The organism is Apilactobacillus zhangqiuensis, assembly GCF_019656215.1.
GTDB lineage: Bacteria > Bacillota > Bacilli > Lactobacillales > Lactobacillaceae > Apilactobacillus > Apilactobacillus zhangqiuensis.
Genome location: NZ_BPLK01000001.1, coordinates 167,727 through 188,600 on the forward strand (window position 1 = coordinate 167,727; position 20,874 = coordinate 188,600).

22 protein-coding genes are annotated in these 20,874 nt (G+C 34.7%); 11 read left to right on the plus strand and 11 right to left on the minus strand.

The window, feature by feature from the left end:
- Positions 1–268 precede the first annotated feature (268 nt).
- Positions 269–1,015, minus strand: a complete 747-nt coding sequence (locus K5Q07_RS00770) for an SGNH/GDSL hydrolase family protein (RefSeq protein WP_054607026.1) — start codon at positions 1,013–1,015, stop codon at positions 269–271.
- 398 nt (positions 1,016–1,413) lie between these two features.
- Between K5Q07_RS00770 and K5Q07_RS00775 the strand changes: the two genes are divergently transcribed.
- The 4 genes from K5Q07_RS00775 (at position 1,414) to K5Q07_RS00790 (ending at position 5,258) form a co-directional block, all read left to right on the plus strand.
- Complete coding sequence (locus K5Q07_RS00775) at positions 1,414–2,775, plus strand: FAD-dependent oxidoreductase (protein ID WP_220729153.1); 1,362 nt, start codon at positions 1,414–1,416, stop codon at positions 2,773–2,775.
- 121 nt (positions 2,776–2,896) lie between these two features.
- Positions 2,897–3,484: a TetR/AcrR family transcriptional regulator gene (locus K5Q07_RS00780; RefSeq protein WP_220729154.1), complete on the plus strand. Its 588-nt coding sequence runs from the start codon at positions 2,897–2,899 to the stop codon at positions 3,482–3,484.
- 11 nt (positions 3,485–3,495) lie between these two features.
- The gene (locus tag K5Q07_RS00785; RefSeq protein WP_220729155.1) at positions 3,496–4,563 is read left to right on the plus strand and encodes an ABC transporter permease; all 1,068 of its coding nucleotides are present in this window, start codon (positions 3,496–3,498) and stop codon (positions 4,561–4,563) included.
- Positions 4,563–5,258, plus strand: coding sequence for an ABC transporter ATP-binding protein (locus K5Q07_RS00790; RefSeq protein WP_220729156.1), 696 nt, complete (start codon positions 4,563–4,565; stop codon positions 5,256–5,258). The genes K5Q07_RS00785 and K5Q07_RS00790 overlap by 1 nt, the downstream gene beginning before the upstream one ends.
- Positions 5,259–5,295: 37 nt before the next feature.
- Here K5Q07_RS00790 and K5Q07_RS00795 read toward each other — a convergent pair whose 3' ends face one another.
- The 4 genes from K5Q07_RS00795 to K5Q07_RS00810 all read right to left on the minus strand — a co-directional run bounded on the left by K5Q07_RS00795 (position 5,296) and on the right by K5Q07_RS00810 (position 7,654).
- Entirely contained in the window at positions 5,296–5,751 is a 456-nt protein-coding gene (locus K5Q07_RS00795; RefSeq protein WP_054607021.1) for a hypothetical protein, read from the minus strand.
- Positions 5,752–5,827: 76 nt separating this feature from the next.
- Positions 5,828–6,721, minus strand: coding sequence for a metal ABC transporter solute-binding protein, Zn/Mn family (locus K5Q07_RS00800; RefSeq protein ID WP_220729157.1), 894 nt, complete (start codon positions 6,719–6,721; stop codon positions 5,828–5,830).
- A 91-nt stretch (positions 6,722–6,812) separates the two neighbouring features.
- On the minus strand, positions 6,813–7,067 hold the full coding sequence (locus tag K5Q07_RS00805; protein ID WP_251067601.1) for an ArsR/SmtB family transcription factor: 255 nt from the start codon (positions 7,065–7,067) through the stop codon (positions 6,813–6,815).
- Positions 7,068–7,165: 98 nt separating this feature from the next.
- Positions 7,166–7,654, minus strand: a complete 489-nt coding sequence (locus K5Q07_RS00810) for a hypothetical protein (protein ID WP_054607019.1) — start codon at positions 7,652–7,654, stop codon at positions 7,166–7,168.
- 115 nt (positions 7,655–7,769) lie between these two features.
- On the opposite strand from K5Q07_RS00810, the gene K5Q07_RS00815 reads away from it, so the two are divergent.
- Both K5Q07_RS00815 and K5Q07_RS00820 read left to right on the plus strand, forming a co-directional pair.
- Positions 7,770–8,480 carry a glycerophosphodiester phosphodiesterase family protein gene (locus tag K5Q07_RS00815; RefSeq protein ID WP_220729158.1) on the plus strand — a complete coding sequence of 237 codons (711 nt, stop codon included), beginning with the start codon at positions 7,770–7,772 and terminating at the stop codon, positions 8,478–8,480.
- Positions 8,481–8,519: 39 nt separating this feature from the next.
- Positions 8,520–9,215, plus strand: a complete 696-nt coding sequence (locus K5Q07_RS00820) for a GPP34 family phosphoprotein (protein WP_054607017.1) — start codon at positions 8,520–8,522, stop codon at positions 9,213–9,215.
- Positions 9,216–9,249: 34 nt separating this feature from the next.
- On the opposite strand, the gene K5Q07_RS00825 is transcribed toward K5Q07_RS00820, so the two are convergent.
- The 6 genes from K5Q07_RS00825 to K5Q07_RS00850 all read right to left on the minus strand — a co-directional run bounded on the left by K5Q07_RS00825 (position 9,250) and on the right by K5Q07_RS00850 (position 14,417).
- Positions 9,250–9,444, minus strand: a complete 195-nt coding sequence (locus tag K5Q07_RS00825) for a hypothetical protein (protein ID WP_220729159.1) — start codon at positions 9,442–9,444, stop codon at positions 9,250–9,252.
- A 39-nt stretch (positions 9,445–9,483) separates the two neighbouring features.
- Entirely contained in the window at positions 9,484–9,918 is a 435-nt protein-coding gene (locus K5Q07_RS00830; protein ID WP_034530904.1) for an ACT domain-containing protein, read from the minus strand.
- A 14-nt stretch (positions 9,919–9,932) separates the two neighbouring features.
- Positions 9,933–10,787 (minus strand): homoserine kinase, encoded by an 855-nt coding sequence (gene thrB / locus K5Q07_RS00835; protein ID WP_220729160.1) that lies wholly within the window; start codon positions 10,785–10,787, stop codon positions 9,933–9,935.
- Entirely contained in the window at positions 10,759–12,264 is a 1,506-nt protein-coding gene (gene thrC, locus K5Q07_RS00840) for a threonine synthase (protein ID WP_251067602.1), read from the minus strand. Before thrC ends, thrB begins: the two co-directional genes overlap by 29 nt.
- 144 nt (positions 12,265–12,408) lie before the next feature.
- Complete coding sequence (locus K5Q07_RS00845) at positions 12,409–12,780, minus strand: aggregation-promoting factor C-terminal-like domain-containing protein (protein ID WP_220729161.1); 372 nt, start codon at positions 12,778–12,780, stop codon at positions 12,409–12,411.
- A 191-nt stretch (positions 12,781–12,971) separates the two neighbouring features.
- Entirely contained in the window at positions 12,972–14,417 is a 1,446-nt protein-coding gene (locus K5Q07_RS00850; protein WP_054607014.1) for a catalase, read from the minus strand.
- 181 nt (positions 14,418–14,598) lie between these two features.
- Between K5Q07_RS00850 and K5Q07_RS00855 the strand changes: the two genes are divergently transcribed.
- The 5 genes from K5Q07_RS00855 (at position 14,599) to K5Q07_RS00875 (ending at position 20,866) form a co-directional block, all read left to right on the plus strand.
- Complete coding sequence (locus tag K5Q07_RS00855) at positions 14,599–15,549, plus strand: Dyp-type peroxidase (protein WP_220729162.1); 951 nt, start codon at positions 14,599–14,601, stop codon at positions 15,547–15,549.
- Positions 15,550–16,013: 464 nt separating this feature from the next.
- Complete coding sequence (gene rlmH, locus K5Q07_RS00860) at positions 16,014–16,493, plus strand: 23S rRNA (pseudouridine(1915)-N(3))-methyltransferase RlmH (RefSeq protein WP_220729163.1); 480 nt, start codon at positions 16,014–16,016, stop codon at positions 16,491–16,493.
- Between the two features lie 20 nt (positions 16,494–16,513).
- Complete coding sequence (locus K5Q07_RS00865) at positions 16,514–20,017, plus strand: nSTAND3 domain-containing NTPase (RefSeq protein WP_220729164.1); 3,504 nt, start codon at positions 16,514–16,516, stop codon at positions 20,015–20,017.
- 144 nt (positions 20,018–20,161) lie between these two features.
- Positions 20,162–20,365: a helix-turn-helix transcriptional regulator gene (locus K5Q07_RS00870; RefSeq protein WP_080719854.1), complete on the plus strand. Its 204-nt coding sequence runs from the start codon at positions 20,162–20,164 to the stop codon at positions 20,363–20,365.
- Positions 20,366–20,368: 3 nt separating this feature from the next.
- The gene (locus K5Q07_RS00875) at positions 20,369–20,866 is read left to right on the plus strand and encodes a DUF3043 domain-containing protein (RefSeq protein ID WP_220729165.1); all 498 of its coding nucleotides are present in this window, start codon (positions 20,369–20,371) and stop codon (positions 20,864–20,866) included.
- Positions 20,867–20,874: the final 8 nt, after the last annotated feature.

A 20,874-nucleotide genomic window follows, 5' to 3' on the forward strand; every position in this document is an offset into this window, starting at 1 on the left:
CATGTGATATTTAAATGAGAGAAAAATGTGAAATGTTTTTCTATTAAATATATCAAATGACAATGATAATTTTTAACCCAAACATCTTACAAACTCAATAAAGACGGTAATCTATTGTTTTGCTTATGTAGTTATCATATCTCTGTCGTTGTTTATAATAATACACCATTATTAAAAGAATGCAACTGTTTTTCATTAAAAATTAATAAAAAGAGAAAGACACCAATGAAATGCTGATTTAACAACATTTCATTGGTGTCTTTTTTAATTATTCTAGCATTTGATCTAATTCTTTAACGAAAATTGGGGTCCAACCATAACGGTATCCGGCACAAGTTGGATGGGTATCATCAAGCATGAAACAAGGGTTTTCTTCATTTATCTTCTTTAGTCCTTTGTTGTTCCAAATGTCGATGATAGCGAAGTGCCATTTTCTTTGTAATTCGAATAACTTTTCACGTAGGAATTCGTATTCAGGTTCAGGCTTTCTTAGACAGGTATAAAAGACCAATGGGCAATCCCAAGTGTCTTGGACGGTAGCAGCTATGTATTCAATCGCACCGATAGTGGTTTGGGTATCGAAATCTTCGGCATCGTATGACTTACTGATTCTACCCATTTCAACACCGTTTCTTTGATCGTTAGTAGATAATTGGCAGGCGAATAAATCATAATGAGAATCGAAGTTTAAATTCTTCTTCATTCTACTAATGTATGACTTTTCATTAATATCTGCCAATGTGGTTCCGCTGACTGCTTCTTTAATTGCGTGGACACCATGTTCAACTCTCAAGAAGTCGACGAATGAAATACCCTTAGCAGCGAGACCAGCTGTCACAGATGAACCAAGGAAAACGATTTTCTTTCCATTTAGGTGATCATCTACAAAGAAATCTCTAGAAGGTTGATAGATTTCGCTGTTAGCTCTTCTAATATCAATGCTTTTCTTTGATAACTTTACAAGTGCAGCGCCAGCTGCAGTGAATAATGCAGTTTTAATCAACCCGTATTTCATTGTAATTAACCCCTCATAGTATTTTTATTATTGTCTTTAATTTTACTAGCATTTGGCGATCACTACAATTAATAGAAAGAAACTTAATCAATATTTAAACATTTGTACAGGTAGTTTGTGATGAAAATAGCATTCATTTAACGAAATGATCATCATTTCGTCCGATAATATTAGAGAAAATATTAAAGAAAAGCCGTAATTTAGCGATTCTAGCCATAAAAATACCTAGTTTTTAATGTTTATCAAAAACATTTCATCTTTTTTTCACTTTTTATTAAATATTGCTTGCTATATAATCGCGCAAAAGGTAAAATAACTCTTGTAAATTAAATGTGATATTTCTCACAAAGTAAAGTTATATAAATATTAATTAAAAATTATTAGGAGGCCACGCACTAATGAAAGTGATAGTTGTTGGTTCTTCACACGGTGGATATGAAGCCGTTCGTGGAATGCTTTTGGAAAACCCTGACGCAGAAATTCAATGGTATGAAAGAGGAGATTTCATTTCCTTCCTATCATGTGGTATGGAATTATACCTAGAAGGTACTGTAAAGGATGTAAACACAGTTGCTTATGAAACTGTAGATAACGCTGAAAAAGACGGAGTACATGTATTTGTACAACAAGAAATCGCAAGTATTGATGAAAAGAACAAGTCAGTTCATGTTAAGAACTTAGCAGACGGTTCAGAACGTGATGAAAGTTACGATAAGCTAATCTTAGCTATTGGTGCTACACCACGTCGCCTAGATGTTCCTGGTAAGGACCTAGAAAACTTATACGCAATGCGTGGCCGTAACTGGGCAATCAAGTTAAAACAAAAGATGGTAGATCCTGATCTAAAGCATGTTTTTGTTATCGGTTCAGGTTACATTGGAATCGAAGCCGCTGAAGCATTTGCTAAGGCAGGAAAGGAAGTTACTATTGTAGACCACAACCCTCGTCTATTAGGTAATTACCTAGATTCAGAATTCACTGACAAATTAACTCAAGAATTCAAAGAAAACGGCGTTAACTTTGTAGGTAGCGTCAACGTTGCTGAATTCATTGGTAAAGATGGTAAGGTTTCAGGCGTTAAGACTGACCAAGGTACTTTCGATGCTGAATTAGTTGTTGAAACTGCCGGTGTTATTCCAAATACTTCATTAGTAGATGGCTTATTAGACCTAGACGAACGTGGCCGTATCAAGATTGACGAACACCAAGAAACTAGCGTTAAAGATATCTACGCAGTAGGTGACGCAACCAAGGTTCCATACGCACCAACTGGTGAATTATCATCAATCGCTCTAGCATCCAACGCACGTCGTCAAGGACGTACCGCTGCTGCTAACGCTGCCGGAAGAGAACTAAAGATGACTGCCGTTTCAGGTTCATCAGCTCTTTCAGTATTCAACTACCACTTTGCTTCAACTGGGGTTAAACAAGATACTCAAGAAAAATGTGGCGTTAAGGGTGCCGAATCAGTACTAATTGAAGACTGGGCAGTTCCTCCATTCGTATCAGAAGAAGCCGGAAATGCTAAGGTTTACTTCAAGATTACTTTTGATCCAACTGATGGTCGTATCTTAGGTGGCCAAATCATGTCTACTAGAGACGTGACTGCAAACATCAACACTATCTCATTTGCAATTCAACAACATGCAACTGTATATGATTTAGCATACGCTGACTTCTTCTTCCAACCAGGTTTCGACCGTCCTTGGAACATCATGAACGAAGCTGCACAAGCTGCCGTAAGAAAAATCAACAAGTAAGAATAAAAAAGACACTGAATTTTTCAGTGTTTTTTAATACTAATCAGTTGACACAGTGTCACTATAAAAGTAATATATTCAAAAATGATAAAGTGTCACCATAAAAAAGGAGTAGTTAAAAATGCCTACGCAAACTTTTTTAAATTTAAATGAAGACAAGCAAAACCAAATTTTTAATGCGTTAATTAACGAGTTTTCTAACCATCGATTAATGGATGCTCAGGTAGCGAGAATTATTAAAGATTGTTCAATCGCGCGCGGTTCTTTCTACAAGTACTTCGATGATATTAATGACAGTTATGTATATGCTTTAAAGCGAGTTTTAGCAGAAATTCATTTTGATGTATTTGAGCAATTGAAGGCAGAACGAACTGATTCACTTCATGCTTTTTATGTAGCCACTGAGTCTTTTATCAATGAATTGGAAGATTCTGATTACGAACAGTTTTATCGTCAATACGCACTATTTAATCAATATGAATTAAAACATGTTGAATATGATTACAATCAATTGCCCGATGACAAACTAATTTTGGTGGTTAACGGCCAAAAAGTTACTGATCGACAAACAATTGTTTTGACTTACAAGTGGGTCAGTCGAGCTGCTCATCAAACCATTAAAAGTGTATTGAACGGTAGTGACGATAAACAAGCACTATCAGATTTTTCCGACTTGTTAAAACTAATTAATCGGGGTTTAGTTAACTAGGAGGGACGAACGTGTTTTTATCACTGCGCGAAATTAAGAAAAGCAAATTTAGATATAGTCTAATTTGTTTAGTAATTGTGATGATTGCATATTTGATTTTTATTTTAACCGCATTAGCTAATGGTCTAAGTGAAGCTAATCGTCAAGCAATCGATTCATGGAATGCTGAAAAAATCGTTTTAAATTCTGATGCTAATGGTTCATTGGATCAATCTACCATTACAGCACAACAAGCCAAGAAGGCCAGTGCTAACAATCGCGCCGACATCACTCAAATGAGTGCCAACGTGCAAACCGTTGCTGATGGCAACAAGGTCGGTTCACAAGTGATTGGCTTGAACAAAGACCAATTCATCTACCGTGATTTGAAGATTGTGAGTGGTCATAAGTTGACCAAGGATAATGAAGTCGTAGTCGACCAAAGTTTATTGGAAACAGATGGCTATCACCTAGGCGAAAAGGTGAAGTTCAGCAGAAACGGTCATGTCTTTAAGATTGTCGGCACCGTTAAGAATAACCAATTAAATGTGGCACCAGTAATTTACTCTACTAATGATGCCGTGCAAACCGAAAAATTTGGGACCGATGTAAACCATACCATTAGTGCCATGATTTATCGAAGTGACGTTAAAAAGGCTGTATCTGGAACTCAAATCATGAATATTGAGGACTTTATTCAAGATATTCCAGGTTACAGTGCGCAAAATAGTACCTTTGAATTCATGATTGCGTTTCTACTATTAATTACCTTAGTGGTAATTTCAATCTTCTTGTACGTTTTGACCATGCAAAAAATTCCATACTTTGCAGTACTAAAGGTGCAAGGGGTATCAAACGGCTACCTAGCCACGAACGTAGTATCAAACGCATTAATCCTATCCGTTGTCGGAGTGGCAATTAGCGGATTGTTAACTTTCTTAACGGCAATTTCAATGCCGAAAGCAGTGCCAATGACCTTCGATATGCCATTAATGGGTGCAGTTGCTGTGATGGTAATTGTAATGTCGATTATTGGTGGATTAATTCCAATGCGTACCGTTGCAAAGATTGATCCAGCCAAAGCAATGGGAGGTTCATAATGGGAAAGATTGAATTAACTAACGTCAGTAAAGTTTTTGGCGACAAGATGGCAGCTACCACTGCTCTTGAAAACATTAATTTCTCTGCCAACTCAGGTGAAGTGATTGCCATTACCGGACCTTCTGGGTCAGGGAAGAGTACCTTCATGAAGATTTTAGGTGGTATTCTTTCAGCTACATCCGGAGATATCAATATCGATGGTAGTGATTACGGTAACATGAGTAAAAAACAACAAAGTAAATTTAGACTAGAACACATCGGATTCATTCTTCAAGCCTACAACTTATTGCCTTACCTAAAGGTATCGGATCAATTTAAGTTGGCCGATAAGATAAAGAAGAGTGAAAACATCGATAGGAAAATTTTCGCAAAGTGGTCAAAAGCTTTAAAGATTGATGACTTGATGAACAATTATCCTGATGAATTATCTGGTGGTCAACAACAACGTGTCGCAATTTTGCGTGCACTATACACTAATCCTGATATCATCTTGGCAGACGAACCAACCGCTGCCTTGGATGGAAACATGGCGGTCAAGTCGATGCAAATGCTACAAGACTTAGCACACCGTGAAAACAAGACGGTTATCATCATCACCCATGATTCTAGATTATTGAAGTATGTTGATAAAAACTATCGCATTGTCGATGGTAAGGGTCAATTTATTGATGTAAACGATGCAGAATTAGTATAAAAAAGCAGCTAAGAATTATTCTTAGCTGCTTTTTTGATTATTTTTGGTGTTTCTTTTCAACGTGATTAGTGATGTCACTGTAGAAACGTTGTTCTAGTTTGGAAGAACCAGAACTCTTGAACGCTTGCCAACTACCGACTAAATCGATACTAAACAAGCTGATTTTGTCTTCGATTAAGAATTCTTTTTCAAGGGTTTGCTTTAAGTCTTTTACAATTTCCTTGGTACGATCTAGAACTTCGAATTCCTTTTCATTGATGAATGATGATTCGAATTCCTTTTGATACTTGTTTAAGAAGTTACTCATCACTTCTTGTAATTCTTCGTCATATTTGGGAACGAATTTGCGCTTACCATCTTCAAACTTGTGATAACCGTCATCCACTAGAAATGATAATTTAAACCATTCAGTGTATCCATCTCTGGAATCCTTGTAACTTAAATCAGGATCGTTAAATTCGTTAAACATTTCATTCACTAGTGCAATTGCCATAATGGTTCAAACTCCTTAATCCAAATATATTTTCTAACTATATTATATACTAATATTTTCTCTTTTTTACTTCAAATTATTTAGTTCTTTGGATTGCCTGAATTTCCTTGTATTGATTTTGCATCCATGAGATGTAGTTAGGTTCATTACTTGGCTTAGTTTCAGTCACGTAGACGATTGGAAGGTCATTTTCCTTAGCTAATTTTACTAGGTTATTGACGGTCTTGCTGTTAACTTGCTTGTTAACAACGAAGAATGAAAGTTTATGGTTCTTGATATCTTCTTGAAGTGAACGGATTGATTTTGGACTTGGATCGTTGTCCTTTTCAGCGGCTTCTTCAAATGAAGTGTCTGATACTTTGTAACCCATGTTTTCTAGTGAGTAATCGAAAACTGGTTCTGAAACGGCAACCGGTTTGCTCATCTTGTTCTTCTTGATGTCAGCAAGTTGAGTGTTTAAAACCTTAAGTTTTGCGATGTATGCCTTAGCGTTAGCTTCAAATTGTTTTTTATGTTTTGGTTGTAGCTTTGCGAATTTGTCAGCTAGGGTGTTAGATAGTTTTTCCATTGTGGCAACGTTGTACCAGATGTGTGGATTGTCACCAGTTTTTTTACCCATTAGACTACCGACGTTGATTGAATCAACATCGTTGTTGCTGCTGGTAAGCTTTTGAGCCCATGAATCGTAGCCTAGACCGTTGTAAATCACAAGGTTAGCTTTATAAACGTTTTTAGCGTCTGAGCTAGAAGGGTTGAAGTCATGTGGATCGACATTTGGGTTATTGATGATTGATGTAACCTTACCGTATTTTCCTAAGACGTTTTTAGCCACTTCACCGTAGAAGTTTACAGAAGAAGTAACGTGAATACTTTTCTTGGGGTCGTTTGCTTTGGTAGATGAACAACCAGCAAGAACCACTAGGAACATGCTGATAAAAGCAACTAGACCGACTACTTTAAATTTTTTCATTGTGTGCCTCCAAATAAAAATATACCGAATTCTGTTATATAACAAATATAGTTATATATCTAAACTCGGTATATGTCAAGAATGATGTTTATTAATCATTAATATGGGTTTTTAAAGTTCCTAATAATTGAGAAACGTGGTTATCACTTAATTGATAGATTCTTTCCTGGCCATCCTTTTGACTGTAGACAAGGTTCGCGTCAGCTAATATTTTCAAATGACGAGAAATGTTTGGTTGGGAAGTTTCAAAGTAATTCATTAAGTTGGACACATTACTTTGATTATTGGCTTCTAAATAATACAAAATCTTAATTCGAAGTGAATTATCCAAAGCTTTGGTAATCATATGTAGTTTTTTGTCGTTTATGATCATAATTTCCTCCGCGAGTTGTGATATATAAATTATAACGTTAAATTGCTTAAAAACAAAACGACATCACACAATTATTGCTTTTTTAGACGTTTAATTTTGGCCCCGATTTTTTCTTTACGATCGTCTGAAACACGATACATGACCTGGGCGTAACCTACGATAATAATTAATAGTGATAAAAGGATGAATACTGGAATGGATAGGTGCCATTTAAAGGCATCGAATAGTGTCTTAATGGAAACAATCGAGTCTAGCATGCATGCAAATGATATGTAAGCCCATGCAGTAGATTGGTTGGAAACGTTATAAAATGTTTTAAGCTTTTTGATGTCGGTATTGGACTTTGCGTTTAACATAATTTTTTTAAGACGATTTCTTTCTAACAAAATTTTTAGGGGAGGAATCATCCATAATCCGGCACTAATTGGATGATATTTTTTCGATGAATGTTCTGCCTTGTGTAGTTCGTTGATTTGTCCAGACATGTCTAAAACGCCTTGAAATAGGCAAAAGACAAACATTATGTAGCTAGCTAAAAAACTGATAATTGCGTAAAACATGGAGCACCTCTTATATTTGGATAAGTTTATTGTAACATTTAAATAAACTTTGGTTGCAAAATAAAAAAATAGCATTATTATGGATTAAGGAAAATAAAAAGAGGGGGGCTTTCAAATGAAAACTGTAATTTATGGTCATCGTGGTGTACCAGATTTATATCCAGAAAATTCACTTCAAGGATTTCGTTATGCACTGCATAATCATATTGAAGGGTTAGAATTTGATGTTCACTTAACCAAGGATAATGTCCCCGTCGTGATTCATGATGAACGAATTGATCGTACAACTGATGGTAGAGGATTTGTAAAGGATTATACATATGAAGAATTATCACGTTTTTCATTGTCTAATTATGAACCAATTCCAAAGCTACAAGATGTTTTAGAATTGGTCGAAGGTAAAGATGTTTATGTTAATTTAGAATTCAAGACCAATAAGATTCACTACAAGAATATCGAAGAAATTGTTATTAAAATGGTGGATGAATATGAATTATTTCATCCAATCATTTACTCTTCTTTCAATTTGTCTTCGATCAAGATTGCTCAAACTATTACCCACGATGCTCAATTCGCATTTTTAACCGGCAATCGTATTGACAATCCGAAGGAATTCATGGCTACTAATCGCTTAGACGCCTTACATCTTCGTTTTTACCAACCTGATATTGAAGATAGTGAACGCATTTGGACCGTTAATGGCAATCTTCGATTACGTTTTATTATGAAACGTAACGTCGCTGGTGTGTTCACTAATAATTTCGAACGCGCAATAAAAATCAGAAAAGAAGTCGAAAGAAAAAAAGCTAACAAAAAAGATAAATAAGTGTTAGAATACTTTTATTCTACTCATGGAGGCTATATTATGGCACTTACAACTGCTGAAATGTATTTTTTAATTACTAGTAAGTCCAAAGATAGCCGCGTAATGCTAAAAAATGTTCGTCTACGTGCTTATTTAGTAGACAGCTGTTTATTAGACTTAGCGGCTGCAGGTGTAATTAAATTAGGTGAAGATAATCGAATCGAGATAATCGACAATTTACCACACAAGTTATACTTCTTGAACTCTTTTATGGATTTAATCATCCGTAACAAGAGCGAAGACGTGGATACCATTATGGCAAAACTTTTGCAAAACATTGATGTAATGAAACACACTTACATGGCGTTAGGCGAACAGTTTTATGAGGGTGGCCACGTCTTGGAAAAGAAGAAGGGCTTAGTGCACAAGGTGAGAACCTTTGTACCAAAGAACCAAACCAACCAAGAAATCATTGATGCCATTTATGATCAAATGATGGGTTCAGCTCCAATGACAGTTAACGTATACTGCTTGGCTAAGATGCTAACAGTTAGCCGTCAATTAAAACTATGCTTTAAGAGTCGTGAACGTCGTGTGATTTGCACAAGATTAAAACGACTATCTGAACATCCTGAATACAATCATATTCAAGAATTAATAGATACCTTTGGTGAACATATGAGAAACGTTGCTGCTTTGGTAGCCAAAGAACAACCAGCCTCATACATGACTAAAACAAAGACAAGCGCAATTTAAAAAAGACCCAGCAATTATTGCTGAGTCTTTTTTATTATCTTTTGAAGTCTAAAATGAATTCTTTATCTTTAGTCTGTTTGATTTTGATGTTCCAAAGCGGAATAAACACGATACCGTTATCGTATTCAACAATTAATTGGGCATCGTCGTAAGCCTTGCCACCATCGTTTGCAGTCAAATATTTTACGAATAAGATGGCATCTCTTTTTTGATTGAAGAAGGGTAGCATGTCTATGTATTAGACAGAATGTTACCATTTTATATCTAATTACTCAACAGCGACTAGGTTAACCTTATTTGTGCCATCAATTGCACTGATATCTGCGATTAATTCATCGATTGTGCCATCCATTTGACTCAAATCCAGTGAAATTACAACGCTGGCTGAATCGTTGATGGGGATGTTTTGGTTAATTGTTAAAATATTGGCATCACGGTTTGAAATGGAATTCAAAACCTTGGATAAGATACCACTTTTATGACTTAGTAAAAATGAAATAACGGCCTTTCGTTGCCATGATGATTGTTGGGCTTCGTAAACGTAGTCCTTGTACTTGTAATAGCTAGCACGACTGATGCCGACTTTTTTCACGGCTTCACTGACGTTTTTAACTTCCCCGTTATCAATCATTTTTCTTGCTTCAATGACCTTCCCGAATGCTTCTGGTAGAAGCGAGTCATCGACAATATAATACTTACTGATTGTTCTCACCACCGTTAGTTCATAATTTCAACATTTTTGATGCTGAATTTTTCGAATCGTTTTTGCAACGCTTCTATTATTTTATCACGTCTATCAGCTGAATTACTAATGATTATTAGTGTTGATCCACTTCCACTGATATATACGACAGAATCGTTTTCGTGAACGATTTGTTGGACCTCATCAAAGCCATTGATTAGTTTTTGACGGTAGGGTTCATGCAAACGGTCATCGATGGCATCGTTTAGTTGGTTGATGTCACCAGTTGATAGGGCGTTTAGCAGCGCTAAACAATGCGATAGTTGATGAGATACCGTTTCGGTTTTGACTTCCTTTGGGACAATCTTTCTGGCTTCGTTGGTGGAAACCTTGAAGTCGGGAATAACGGCAGTGAAGTAGTATGAATCATCTACTGGGTATTTGATGACGTCATAGTGACCATTACTATCTTCAAAGGCCATGCATAGGCCACCGTAGATGGCGGGAGCAACGTTATCGGGATGACCTTCCATGGCAGTAGCGATTTGGAGGATAACATCCTTATCGACTTCTTCTTTGAAGTATTCAAATGCACCAATGATTCCAGCAACGATACAAGCAGACGAACTACCTAGACCGCGGGATTTAGGAATTTCACTTTGAATATCAATTGAGGTGGTAGGAACTTCTCGTTTTAAATGTTTACATCCTTGGATGAAGCCTTGATAGACCAGATTATCTTCGTTTTGAAAGGCTTCATCACAACCAGTGATAGCAAACTTTGTAGCTCTTTCAATTTTTACTTCAGTAAACAGGTTTACGGCCATTCCTAGACAGTCGTACCCCATCGCGATGTTAGCGCTAGTTGCGGGCACTATTACTTTTATCATTTTCAAACACATCCTTTATTGTGTCGACTATCAAGTCTTCCATTTCGTTAGGGTTGATTTTGGCGGGGATAACAGCTTCATCATGCCAGATCTGTCTTAGTTGTTCAGGCATTTGAATACCAGTCTTTTCTACTAGTAAATCACTAGTTTCAATCGGATTATTACGGTGTTCACCGATGACTGCATCGGCAACCGTATCGACAAATTTATAGGGACTAGCGGTACTTAGCATTACGACAGGAGTATCTGGATACTTAGCTTGTGTTTCACGTGTAACACGGTATCCGGAAGCGGTATGTGGATCCATTAGGTAATGATATTTTTCGAAGACTTCTTTGATGGATGCTTTGATTTCATTGTCATCGCTGTAGCCACAAATGAAGTCTTCTTTGATGGATTCTAAAATTTTAGGAAGGACTTCGTATTTACCGTCTTTTTCTAAATCATCCATTAGTGATTTGACGTAGTCGACGTTTTCACCGCTCTTGTAGTACAAAAGGCGTTCGAAGTTACTAGAAATTTGGATGTCCATACTTGGCGCGATTGTCTTGAAGAATGGACGGTTTCTGTCATAAACACCGTTTGCAAAGAAGTCGGCAAGGACCTTGTTGGAGTTACATGCAATTACTAGTTTCTTTACGGGTAATCCTAATAATTTAGCGTAGTATCCGGCTAAAACATCACCGAAGTTTCCGGTAGGGACAGTGAAGATAATTTCGTCACCGACGTTGATTTTGCCGTTTTTGACCATTTGCTTGTAAGTATCGAAGTAGTAAACGATTTGGGGAACCAAACGACCGATGTTAATTGAGTTGGCACTTGATAGTGAGTTATCTTCACCTAGTTTTTCTTTTAGTGGTTGGTTGTTGAAGATTTTTTTGACGTTAGTTTGTGCGTCATCGAAATTACCATTGATAGCAGCAACTTTGGTGTTGTAACCCCTAGTAGTTAGCATTTGTTGTTGTTGAACCATGCTGACCCCGTTTTGAGGATAGAAGACCATTGCTCCCATCTTGTCGACATCTTTGAAACCAGCAAGGGCAGCAGTACCGGTGTCACCACTAGTAGCTGCTAGCACCATAACATGCTGGTTTTCAGGGAGACATTGTTGCATTAGCTTTGATAATAACTGAAGACCAACGTCTTTGAATGCACAGGTAGGACCATGGAACAATTCTAGAACTGAGAAATTATCGACATCTTTAATTGGTGTGATTTCGAAATCATCAAAACCATCGTCGTATGCTTCATGAATGCTATTAGCAATTTGGAAGTCTGAAAAATCAGGTAGCAATGTTTTGACAACATCAAAAGCGATTTCTTGGTAACTTTGGTCGATAACTTTATCGATATTAATATTATGATCAGCTAAATCTGGTAGAACGAATAAGCCACCGTCGTCAGAAAATCCTTTGATAATCGCATCAAAAGAACTAATTTCGACGTCTTTATTTCTCGTGCTAGTATATTTTTCCATAATTTATATCCCCCCGTTTGGTTGTAAAAGATTTGATTACATGATAATCTGTTTATTAATAAAAAACAAGTGTTTATTATATACATACAACAGCCTGAGGGAATAAAAAAAGCAGCTTAGCGATTAGCTAAACTGCTTTTTATTTTAGTACCAGTGGTGTCTTTGCCAGAATTTCTTGGCATTAACCCATGAACCGTAACGACTAGCAACGTATCTGTTGGCAGTTAGTTCTTGGTTCTTCTTTGATTTGTTACCATGTAGGTAGCTGATATCTAATTGGAATTTACCGTAACAAACACCGTTTCTTACGTGGTATCTGTTAGTTGATTCGTGGAATGAAATCCAACGTCTTGCGGCAATGTTCTTCTTGCTTAGGTGCTTTTCAGCAACGTGTTGCCAGTTAACTGAAGCATCAGCGTGAACGTCATTTTTAGCGAAGTTGATTGCAAATAAAATTAATAGTGATGTAAATGCGATTACTGTGAATTTGATAAAAGATTTTGTAACGTTATTCAAGAAACATAACTCCTTTATATAAACCTTAAAATTTTTTCTTTCGATTTCTTATGATGTTTAATACTATATCGGAGTTATATATCAGTAACGTTATTACATCGTTACAGTTATATTATTAATTGTTACAAACTGAAATATAACTAATAAAAACGCCGTCATGACAACAATCATAACGGCGTAATTTTTATCAATTATTCAGTGATTTCATCCATATTTAGGCCTAAAGCGTCTGCAACACGCTTACCATAGTCATGATCTGCACGGTAGAACAACTTAGTTTGACGTACTTTGGTGTCATGGCTCTTGACGCTACCTAAGTGCTTCTTGATAGCTTGGATTAAGCGGTCCTTTTCATCGTCTGAGTAGACGTGATATAAGGCACCTGCTTGTGAGTAAGGGTCTTCGTCATAGGTCTTGTAGCTGTTAGCTTCGCCTTCAACCGCAAATGGTTTAATTTTTGCATGAGGATCTTCACGTGGAGCATCTTCATATTGGTTTGGTTCGTAGTTAACATCACCATTTTGACCTTGTGACATGTAACCATCACGAGCGTAGTTGTGAACTTCAGTCTTTGGACTATTAACAGGAAGGTGTTCGTAATTGGCACCTAAACGGTATCTAGCAGCGTCCTTGTATGCGAATAGACGACCTTGTAATAGTTTATCCATTGAAGGTTCGATTCCTGGAACTAGGTTTGCAGGAGAGAATGATGCTTCTTCAACATCATTGAAGTAGTTTTCAGGATTTTCGTTTAATACGAATTCACCGATTTCTTGTAGTGGGTAGTCCTTGTGAGAAACGGTCTTGGTAACATCAAAGATGTCGTACTTGTAATTTAATCCTTCTTCGTAAGGAATTAATTGAACGCATACCTTCCACTTTGGATAGTCACCATTCTTGATACGATCGTATAGGTCTTGAATTAAGTAGTCGGTGTTTTCAGAAGCAACCTTGGTTGCTTGGTCTTCTGTCATGTTCTTAACACCTTGTTCTGAGATGAAGTGGTACTTAACCCAGTATACTTCACCTTTGGCGTTAACCCACTTGAATGTGTGTGAACCGTAACCGTTCATGTTAGCGTAGCTAGCTGGATTACCACGGTCACCCATCAAATAGGTAACTTGGTGTAGTGATTCAGGTGAGTGTGACCAGAAGTCCCATTGCATATCTTCTGAACGAAGATGAGTGGCAGGGTCACGTTTTTGTGAATGAATGAAGTCTGGGAACTTCAAAGGATCGTTGACAAAGAAGATAGGTGTGTTGTTACCAACGATGTCGTAGTTTCCCTCATTAGTGTAGAACTTCATTGCGAAACCACGAACATCTCTGATGGTATCAGGGAAACCTGATTCACCAGCAACTTCTGAGAAACGAATGGTAAGAGGTGTTTGTTTACCCTTACCATTGAATAAGTCGGCTTTAGTGTAGTCACTCATATCGCGGGTAAGAGTGAAGACACCCTTAGCACCGGCACCTTTAGCGTGAACAACTCTTTCTGGGATACGTTCACGGTTAAAGTGAGCTAATTTTTCAATTAATTGGTAGTCTTGTAATAAAACAGGGCCACGATTTCCGGCAGTTAATGAATGATTATTATCTGCCCATGGTTGACCTTCATCAGTAGTTAATTTGGTCATGAAAAAATCCCCCTTTATGTTTTTTACAAGAATATTGTAATGCTAAATAAAAGCTTATGATAATATATGCTCATAATTTTAATGTTTTTTTAAAAATTATCGTTCAACGAGAGCTAAAAGAGTTATAATAATATTGATTATTAGTTTATAACAATTACAAATTACGAAAGAAGGTACTACCATGCCATTCGATCCAACAGATGCACAAGATGTATACAAAGATGCGGGAAAAAATGTATTATTTACAACCCTAACTATTAATAGAAGTAACGCTGACGATGACCGTGAAAAAGTCGCAGAACTAGTATCTAGAGAACAAGCTATTTTACGCTCAATGAATATCAGATATCCAGAAGAACATTTAAAAGTCGCTTTTGGTTTTTCAAACTCAATTTGGGACTACTTATTCGCTGATTCTAAGAAACCAAAAGAATTAGAAGATTTTAAACCAGTGAAGGGACCTAAATATACTTCACCAGCAACTCCAGCTGATTTATTTATCCACATTCGTGCTGATTCAGAAGCTGTCGTATATGAAGTGGCTAGCCAAATCAGAAACTATTACCGAGATTTTGCTACCGTCGAAGATGAAACCAAGGGATTCAGATACTTCGAAGGACGTGCCATTATCGGTTTCGTTGATGGTACCGAAAATCCAGAAATTCAAAAGGCTTCTGTATACGCTATTATCGGGGATGAAGACCCTGACTTTGAAAATGGTTCATACGCATTTGCGCAAAAATACATCCACAATATGGATGCTTGGAATGCTCTAAAGACCGAAGACCAAGAAAAGGCCATCGGTAGAAAGAAATACTCCGATTTGGAACTAGAAGATGACGAAAAACTAGAAAACTCACATAACGTTGCATCTCAAGATAACGACGATGGTGTGGAACACAAGATTGTTAGGATGAATGTCCCATTCTCAGATCCTAGTTCAGGCAAGACTGGAACATACTTCATTGGATATGCTAGACATTGGACAGTTACTAAGCGCATGTTAGAAAACATGTTTGGCCAATCCGACCGCTTGCTAGATTTCTCCGATCCAGTGACTGGTAACATGTTCTTTATTCCTTCTATGACAACGTTAGACCAAATCGTGGAAGGCGAACTACCAACTAAATAACTACCATTTATTTATGAGAGCGTTGATTAAATTCAACGCTTTTTTTATATAAAATTTTACGAACGATTACTTAATTTTGTATAATAATCTTTGTGAAATTTTAATCCAAAACTTTTCACAAAGAAAAAAACATACATTCGGTGTATAACTAGAAAAAATAAAATTTTTTAGATCTATATATATGCCCGAAAAATCAACAATTATCGCTATTTTTTAGTTTTCCACCTCATGTGGATAACTCTGTGGATAACATTGTGGAAAAGAAAGTTACACGGAAAATGCACTACTGTGAAACGCCTGTGTGACAGTATTATTTGAGTGTTACACGGGCCAAAATGACATATAAACAGATGTGGATAACTCGTGAAAAACCTTGACAATCTGTGGACAATATTAGTAGTAGTTAACAACATTTCCACATACTAAATATAGTGGTTCAAAATTTCAAAAAGGAGATTTCACAAATGAATATTAAACTAGTTGTGGTCGGAAAATTAAAAGAAAAATATTTTAAGGCCGGAATTGATGAGTATAGCAAGCGTTTATCACGTTTTTGTAAGTTTCGGATTATCGAAGTTCCAGATGAGAAAGCGCCTGAATCCCTCAGTGAATCAGAGATGCAAGACGTTATGGATAAAGAAGGAACTAGAATTTTAGACAAGATTGCTGACAAGGAATATGTATATGCGCTAGCAATACTTGGTAAAGAACGTGCATCCGAAGAATTCGCCAAAGAAATCGATAAGTTGGCCACATATGGTCATTCAGATATCACTTTTGTGATTGGTGGATCCCTTGGACTATCTCCAAAGGTATTAAAACGTGCCGATACCAAAATTTCATTTGGTCGTTTTACCTTGCCACATCAATTAATGCGCTTAGTACTAACCGAACAAATTTATCGTGCTTTCATGATCAACGAAGGTAGTCCATACCATAAATAAGATACGAGAGGAAGAACTGTTTGAATAACGGAATAAATCAAATCGAGCAATCAATTAAAGAAATGGAAGGAGGGCAGTTTCAAAAATTTTGTGATAGATATTTATATGAAAAAAACAATTGGAGCATTAACAAGAATTTTTGTGATTCTGGATCCATGCAAGGAACAAATAAGACAACCGCAGGTACGCCTGATAGCTATGTAATTGATGAAAATGGAAAATACATTTTAATAATGTATGGGACTCGTTCTGAAACAATTAAAAAAATTGAGAGTGATATAAAAGAAGCTAAAGAAAAAAGTGGAATAAGCACTGATATTATAAGCAAGATAATTTGCTGCTATGGCGGGAATAATATTTTTCCTGATAAACAGGAGGAACTTAAAAATATTGCAAAGCCATGTGATTTAGAATTATTATCTTCAACGAGCATGGCATATGATATATTCGAAAATTATTATCATATTGCAGTTGATTTTTGTGGATTTGAAGAGGAAACGGATCAAATATTTGGATTACAAGATTTTATTTCAATTCATGATAAAAGTGAACTCAATGCACCTATAAGTAACCCATACATTGAGAATAATAATCAATTAGGTAAAATACAAGAATCAATAGAATACAATGATATAACAATAATCACAGGTAAACCTGGTGTGGGAAAAACTAGAAGCTCAGTTGAGATAATTAAGTATCTACAACAAAACAATGAAAATAATTGTATTTTAATAAAAAGTAATTCTATTAACGTTACAAATAATTTAAAACTCTATTTATCAACAGAACTAAATAATTATATATTTATTGACGATATAAATGAGATTGAAGATTTAAAGCATCTGCTCTCATTACTTCATAATGAAAATTACAATATTAAGATACTATGTACCGTAAGAGATTATATTATTTCAGATTTAAAAAATGATATTAGTCAATATAAATATAAAGTTATTGAGATAGAGGTCCCCGATTCTAAAACTCTAAAAAAAATATTGGTTGAGGGCTCTTTTTTAAGTTGCGAAAATCGAATATCAGATAATGATTTAAGAAAAATTCAAAACAATCCACGTCACAGTATTATTTGTGCACAGGCAATAAACAAAGGGATTACTTTGCCTAATAATTTTAAGAATATATTTACTAGTTACTATGGAAATATCATAAATGATATAAACAAGAGTAATTCCGTTTTAGATACGTTATTATTGATTTCTATATTTAATAAACTTGATTTGAAGAGAAACGATTTTATTGAAGTTATTGGTTATATTGGGCAAAGTGAATCAGAATTTAACAATAATTTGTCTTATTTAGAACAAAATGAGTTGTGTGATGTTTATAAAGGAAGAATTGCTAGTGTTTCAGATCAATCTCTTAGGGATTATGTTCTTTATGTTTATTTATTCAAGAGAAATAATCTTTTAGAAACGAACTTTATTGATTTAATCGGTAATGAAACGATTGTTATTGCAATAAATAACGCCTTGTCATTTATTTCGGACATTAACGATTTAAAAAAATTAGAAATCGATATTTCTAACATATATAGAAAAATCAAAAGCAGATTTGATACTTATCAAAAGTTGAATTTTATATCTAAGTACGGTTCTTTAATTCCAGATGAAGCATATGATACTTTAATAAGTATTTCTAACGATATAAATGATAAGGATGATAGTAATATTTATTCATCTTATTTTTTTGAAATATCAAGAGAGATTCTGAATTCTCCAAGTAAAGAAAAATACATAAGAGGAATATTGTTATTAATATTTAAATTAATTAAGGCTAATACGGATTTAGTAGTAAAGGCTGTTAATTTTACATTTCAAAATTTTGGGGCAAATCTAAACAAAGAAGACATATTTATGGACTCAAAAAGATGTATTGAAGACATAAAAGAGTGTTTCGATAAGGATAGTTCTAATTTTATTGAATTTGTTATTAAGCTATGTGATAAATTATTGGATAAAGAAAGAACTGATATTACTTTTAACGGAAAAAATACTATTTGCCTTAGAAATTGGTCCTTGCCATGTGATGAAAGATCTACTAATTTTATTTCTTTAGTATTTAGCTTATTGGTAAAAGTTCCTAATTGCCCAGAAATTGATTCATTCATAGTAAAAAAGTTTAGAAACAACTTAAATGTTAAAGACACTATTAGTGAACGAATTATTTTGGAATCCTTGAAAATGTGTAATTTAAATAGTGATTATAAAAAATTGATGAGTGTTGATTACTTTTTTGCACATAATGACGGGCATTGTTCTCCTACCCAAATTAATGAATTTGATAATTTTCAATTAGGTTATGCACTTTTGAGTGACTATTTGCAAGACAGCATTGAAAACGTTGTTTATGATAAATTGAAAATAGATGCTCTTCCTGGATATTTAATGAAATACGATTCATACAGTGAGATTCTAAAAAATAGTAATTTTATATGTAATATAAATAGATTAATTGATTTGTTTGATGATAGAGAAAAGAAACTGTTTATATCTGAAATTATGAAAAATGATATTAATAATTATAACTTTTACTTTGTAAACATCTTGGCATGTGAATATGGTAGTAAAAATTTCGTGAAAGACTTTTCGGATGAATTGCTTAAGCATCCTGTCTATTATTATAATGTTATTTGTTCCAACGGAATAATTGAAAATGGCTTTTCTGACGACATAAAAGATGTAATCCATTGTATGAATGATGAACAAATGAAATTTGTAAGGCTAAATATATTTATTAATCGTGTACAAGAAAATATTTCAGTTATTCAAGAAATTATTAGTAAAAGTCTAAAGGTTGATGCATACGAGATAATATATGACTTAGATGTTGACTTGTTTAAAAATATTTTTAAGTATATTTCTAACAAAAGTGAACTAATTGATATTTGCATAAAATGTTTGACAAAGACTTTATGTGGACTTGAATACGGTATTGCTAAATCTCTTATGGATAGTGAATATTTTATAAGTGCATTATTAGAAAGAACATATCACGATGATTTACTTATCAATTATTTTAATTATGATAGTAATCTTCTAATCAATCTATGGGATAGTGAATACTTTAAAGGATATTTATCTAAATTTTTAGATTTGGATTCCAATTATTTTCAATCTCATCTGTTTTTTTGGAACTCTTTTTTTGGTTCTATAAATGGCAAGAGTAAAGATTGGCTAATCAAAAATTTGCATAGAAGTAATGATATTTGTTGTATTAAAAATATAATGAATGTAGTTAACTATCATTTTAGTTATGAGGAGTCTATTCCTTTTTTTGAAATAATTAAGGATAAGAAAATTTCGTTGGAAGAAATTTATCCGCTTCATAGAGAATTTGGATGGTCGGGATCACTTATACCAGTATTGGAGAAACAAAAGAAATTCATTGTTAAACTTCAAGATGTTTTCTATGGAGATCCTGATAATTATGTATATCTAAACAAAATTCATAAGAATCTCGAAGATAGAATACATCAAGAAGAAATTAAAGATTATGTTGATAAATAAGATACGCAAAAAGACGCCAGAAATTGGCGTCTTTTTTATTTGAAATAATTACTTTTTTTGATTCTATGTAATATATAGTTTACATATGGAATATATATATTACCTAAATTGATATAAAAAACACATGATAATCAGAGGAGTAATATTTTGGAAAATCGTGTTAGAGAAATACGCACAAAAGAGAATGTGCAGCAAAAGGATTTGGCTAAGTCTGTTGGTATCTCCCGTCAAACTTTAAGTTTGATTGAAAAGGGCGAATATAATCCGAGCTTGAAACTATGTTTCAACATTGCCAAAGCGCTAAAAACAGATTTAAATACTTTATTTTGGAATGAAGGAGTGGAATAATCGGTGAAAGAATCTTTGTTTATAAAACTAGTTAAATATTTTTATGGAATTAGCAAACCGTTTGATGAGTTTGCCAGGGACGTCATTAACGACGCTAGAAATAAAATCGCTTTTTGGTTAATGATATACATAGTTGTTTCTGCATATGCATTGATGCTACTAACAAATTGGTACAATCATATGAATGTAATAAATGGTGTAATTTTTGCTGATCTCATTGTATTTATGATTGCGAACGCGTATATGGGTAGAGTCATTAGCAAAAATAAATTGGAACGTTATGAATTTGATAGTGAAGAAGAACGAAAGTTTTATGGTAAGAGATTTATTATCAGCAGATTTTTCACGTGGAAAATTGAAGTGGCAATTCTTTTTTATCCTATTTCGGTTTGGCTTAGACATATGGGAATGTCCGAAAGTATTTTGCCATCCTTTATTGGTTGCTTTATTGGTGCGTTGGTGGCAATTTATATGCAGTATTGTAATTGTTTTAAAAAATGAGGTGAATG

Excerpts from the sequence above, each read along its gene's own strand:
- K5Q07_RS00820 (WP_054607017.1), top strand. The coding sequence starts at position 8,520 with ATGGCACTTACAACTGCTGAAATGTATTTTTTAATTACTAGTAAGTCC.
- K5Q07_RS00815 (WP_220729158.1), top strand. The coding sequence starts at position 7,770 with ATGAAAACTGTAATTTATGGTCATCGTGGTGTACCAGATTTATATCCA.
- K5Q07_RS00795 (WP_054607021.1), bottom strand. The coding sequence starts at position 5,751 with ATGGCAATTGCACTAGTGAATGAAATGTTTAACGAATTTAACGATCCT.
- rlmH (WP_220729163.1), top strand. The coding sequence starts at position 16,014 with ATGAATATTAAACTAGTTGTGGTCGGAAAATTAAAAGAAAAATATTTT.
- K5Q07_RS00825 (WP_220729159.1), bottom strand. The coding sequence starts at position 9,444 with ATGCTACCCTTCTTCAATCAAAAAAGAGATGCCATCTTATTCGTAAAA.
- K5Q07_RS00855 (WP_220729162.1), top strand. The coding sequence starts at position 14,599 with ATGCCATTCGATCCAACAGATGCACAAGATGTATACAAAGATGCGGGA.
- K5Q07_RS00805 (WP_251067601.1), bottom strand. The coding sequence starts at position 7,067 with ATGATTACCAAAGCTTTGGATAATTCACTTCGAATTAAGATTTTGTAT.
- K5Q07_RS00770 (WP_054607026.1), bottom strand. The coding sequence starts at position 1,015 with ATGAAATACGGGTTGATTAAAACTGCATTATTCACTGCAGCTGGCGCT.
- K5Q07_RS00800 (WP_220729157.1), bottom strand. The coding sequence starts at position 6,721 with ATGAAAAAATTTAAAGTAGTCGGTCTAGTTGCTTTTATCAGCATGTTC.
- K5Q07_RS00780 (WP_220729154.1), top strand. The coding sequence starts at position 2,897 with ATGCCTACGCAAACTTTTTTAAATTTAAATGAAGACAAGCAAAACCAA.
- thrC (WP_251067602.1), bottom strand. The coding sequence starts at position 12,264 with ATGGAAAAATATACTAGCACGAGAAATAAAGACGTCGAAATTAGTTCT.
- thrB (WP_220729160.1), bottom strand. The coding sequence starts at position 10,787 with ATGATAAAAGTAATAGTGCCCGCAACTAGCGCTAACATCGCGATGGGG.
- K5Q07_RS00790 (WP_220729156.1), top strand. The coding sequence starts at position 4,563 with ATGGGAAAGATTGAATTAACTAACGTCAGTAAAGTTTTTGGCGACAAG.
- K5Q07_RS00850 (WP_054607014.1), bottom strand. The coding sequence starts at position 14,417 with ATGACCAAATTAACTACTGATGAAGGTCAACCATGGGCAGATAATAAT.
- K5Q07_RS00775 (WP_220729153.1), top strand. The coding sequence starts at position 1,414 with ATGAAAGTGATAGTTGTTGGTTCTTCACACGGTGGATATGAAGCCGTT.
- K5Q07_RS00810 (WP_054607019.1), bottom strand. The coding sequence starts at position 7,654 with ATGTTTTACGCAATTATCAGTTTTTTAGCTAGCTACATAATGTTTGTC.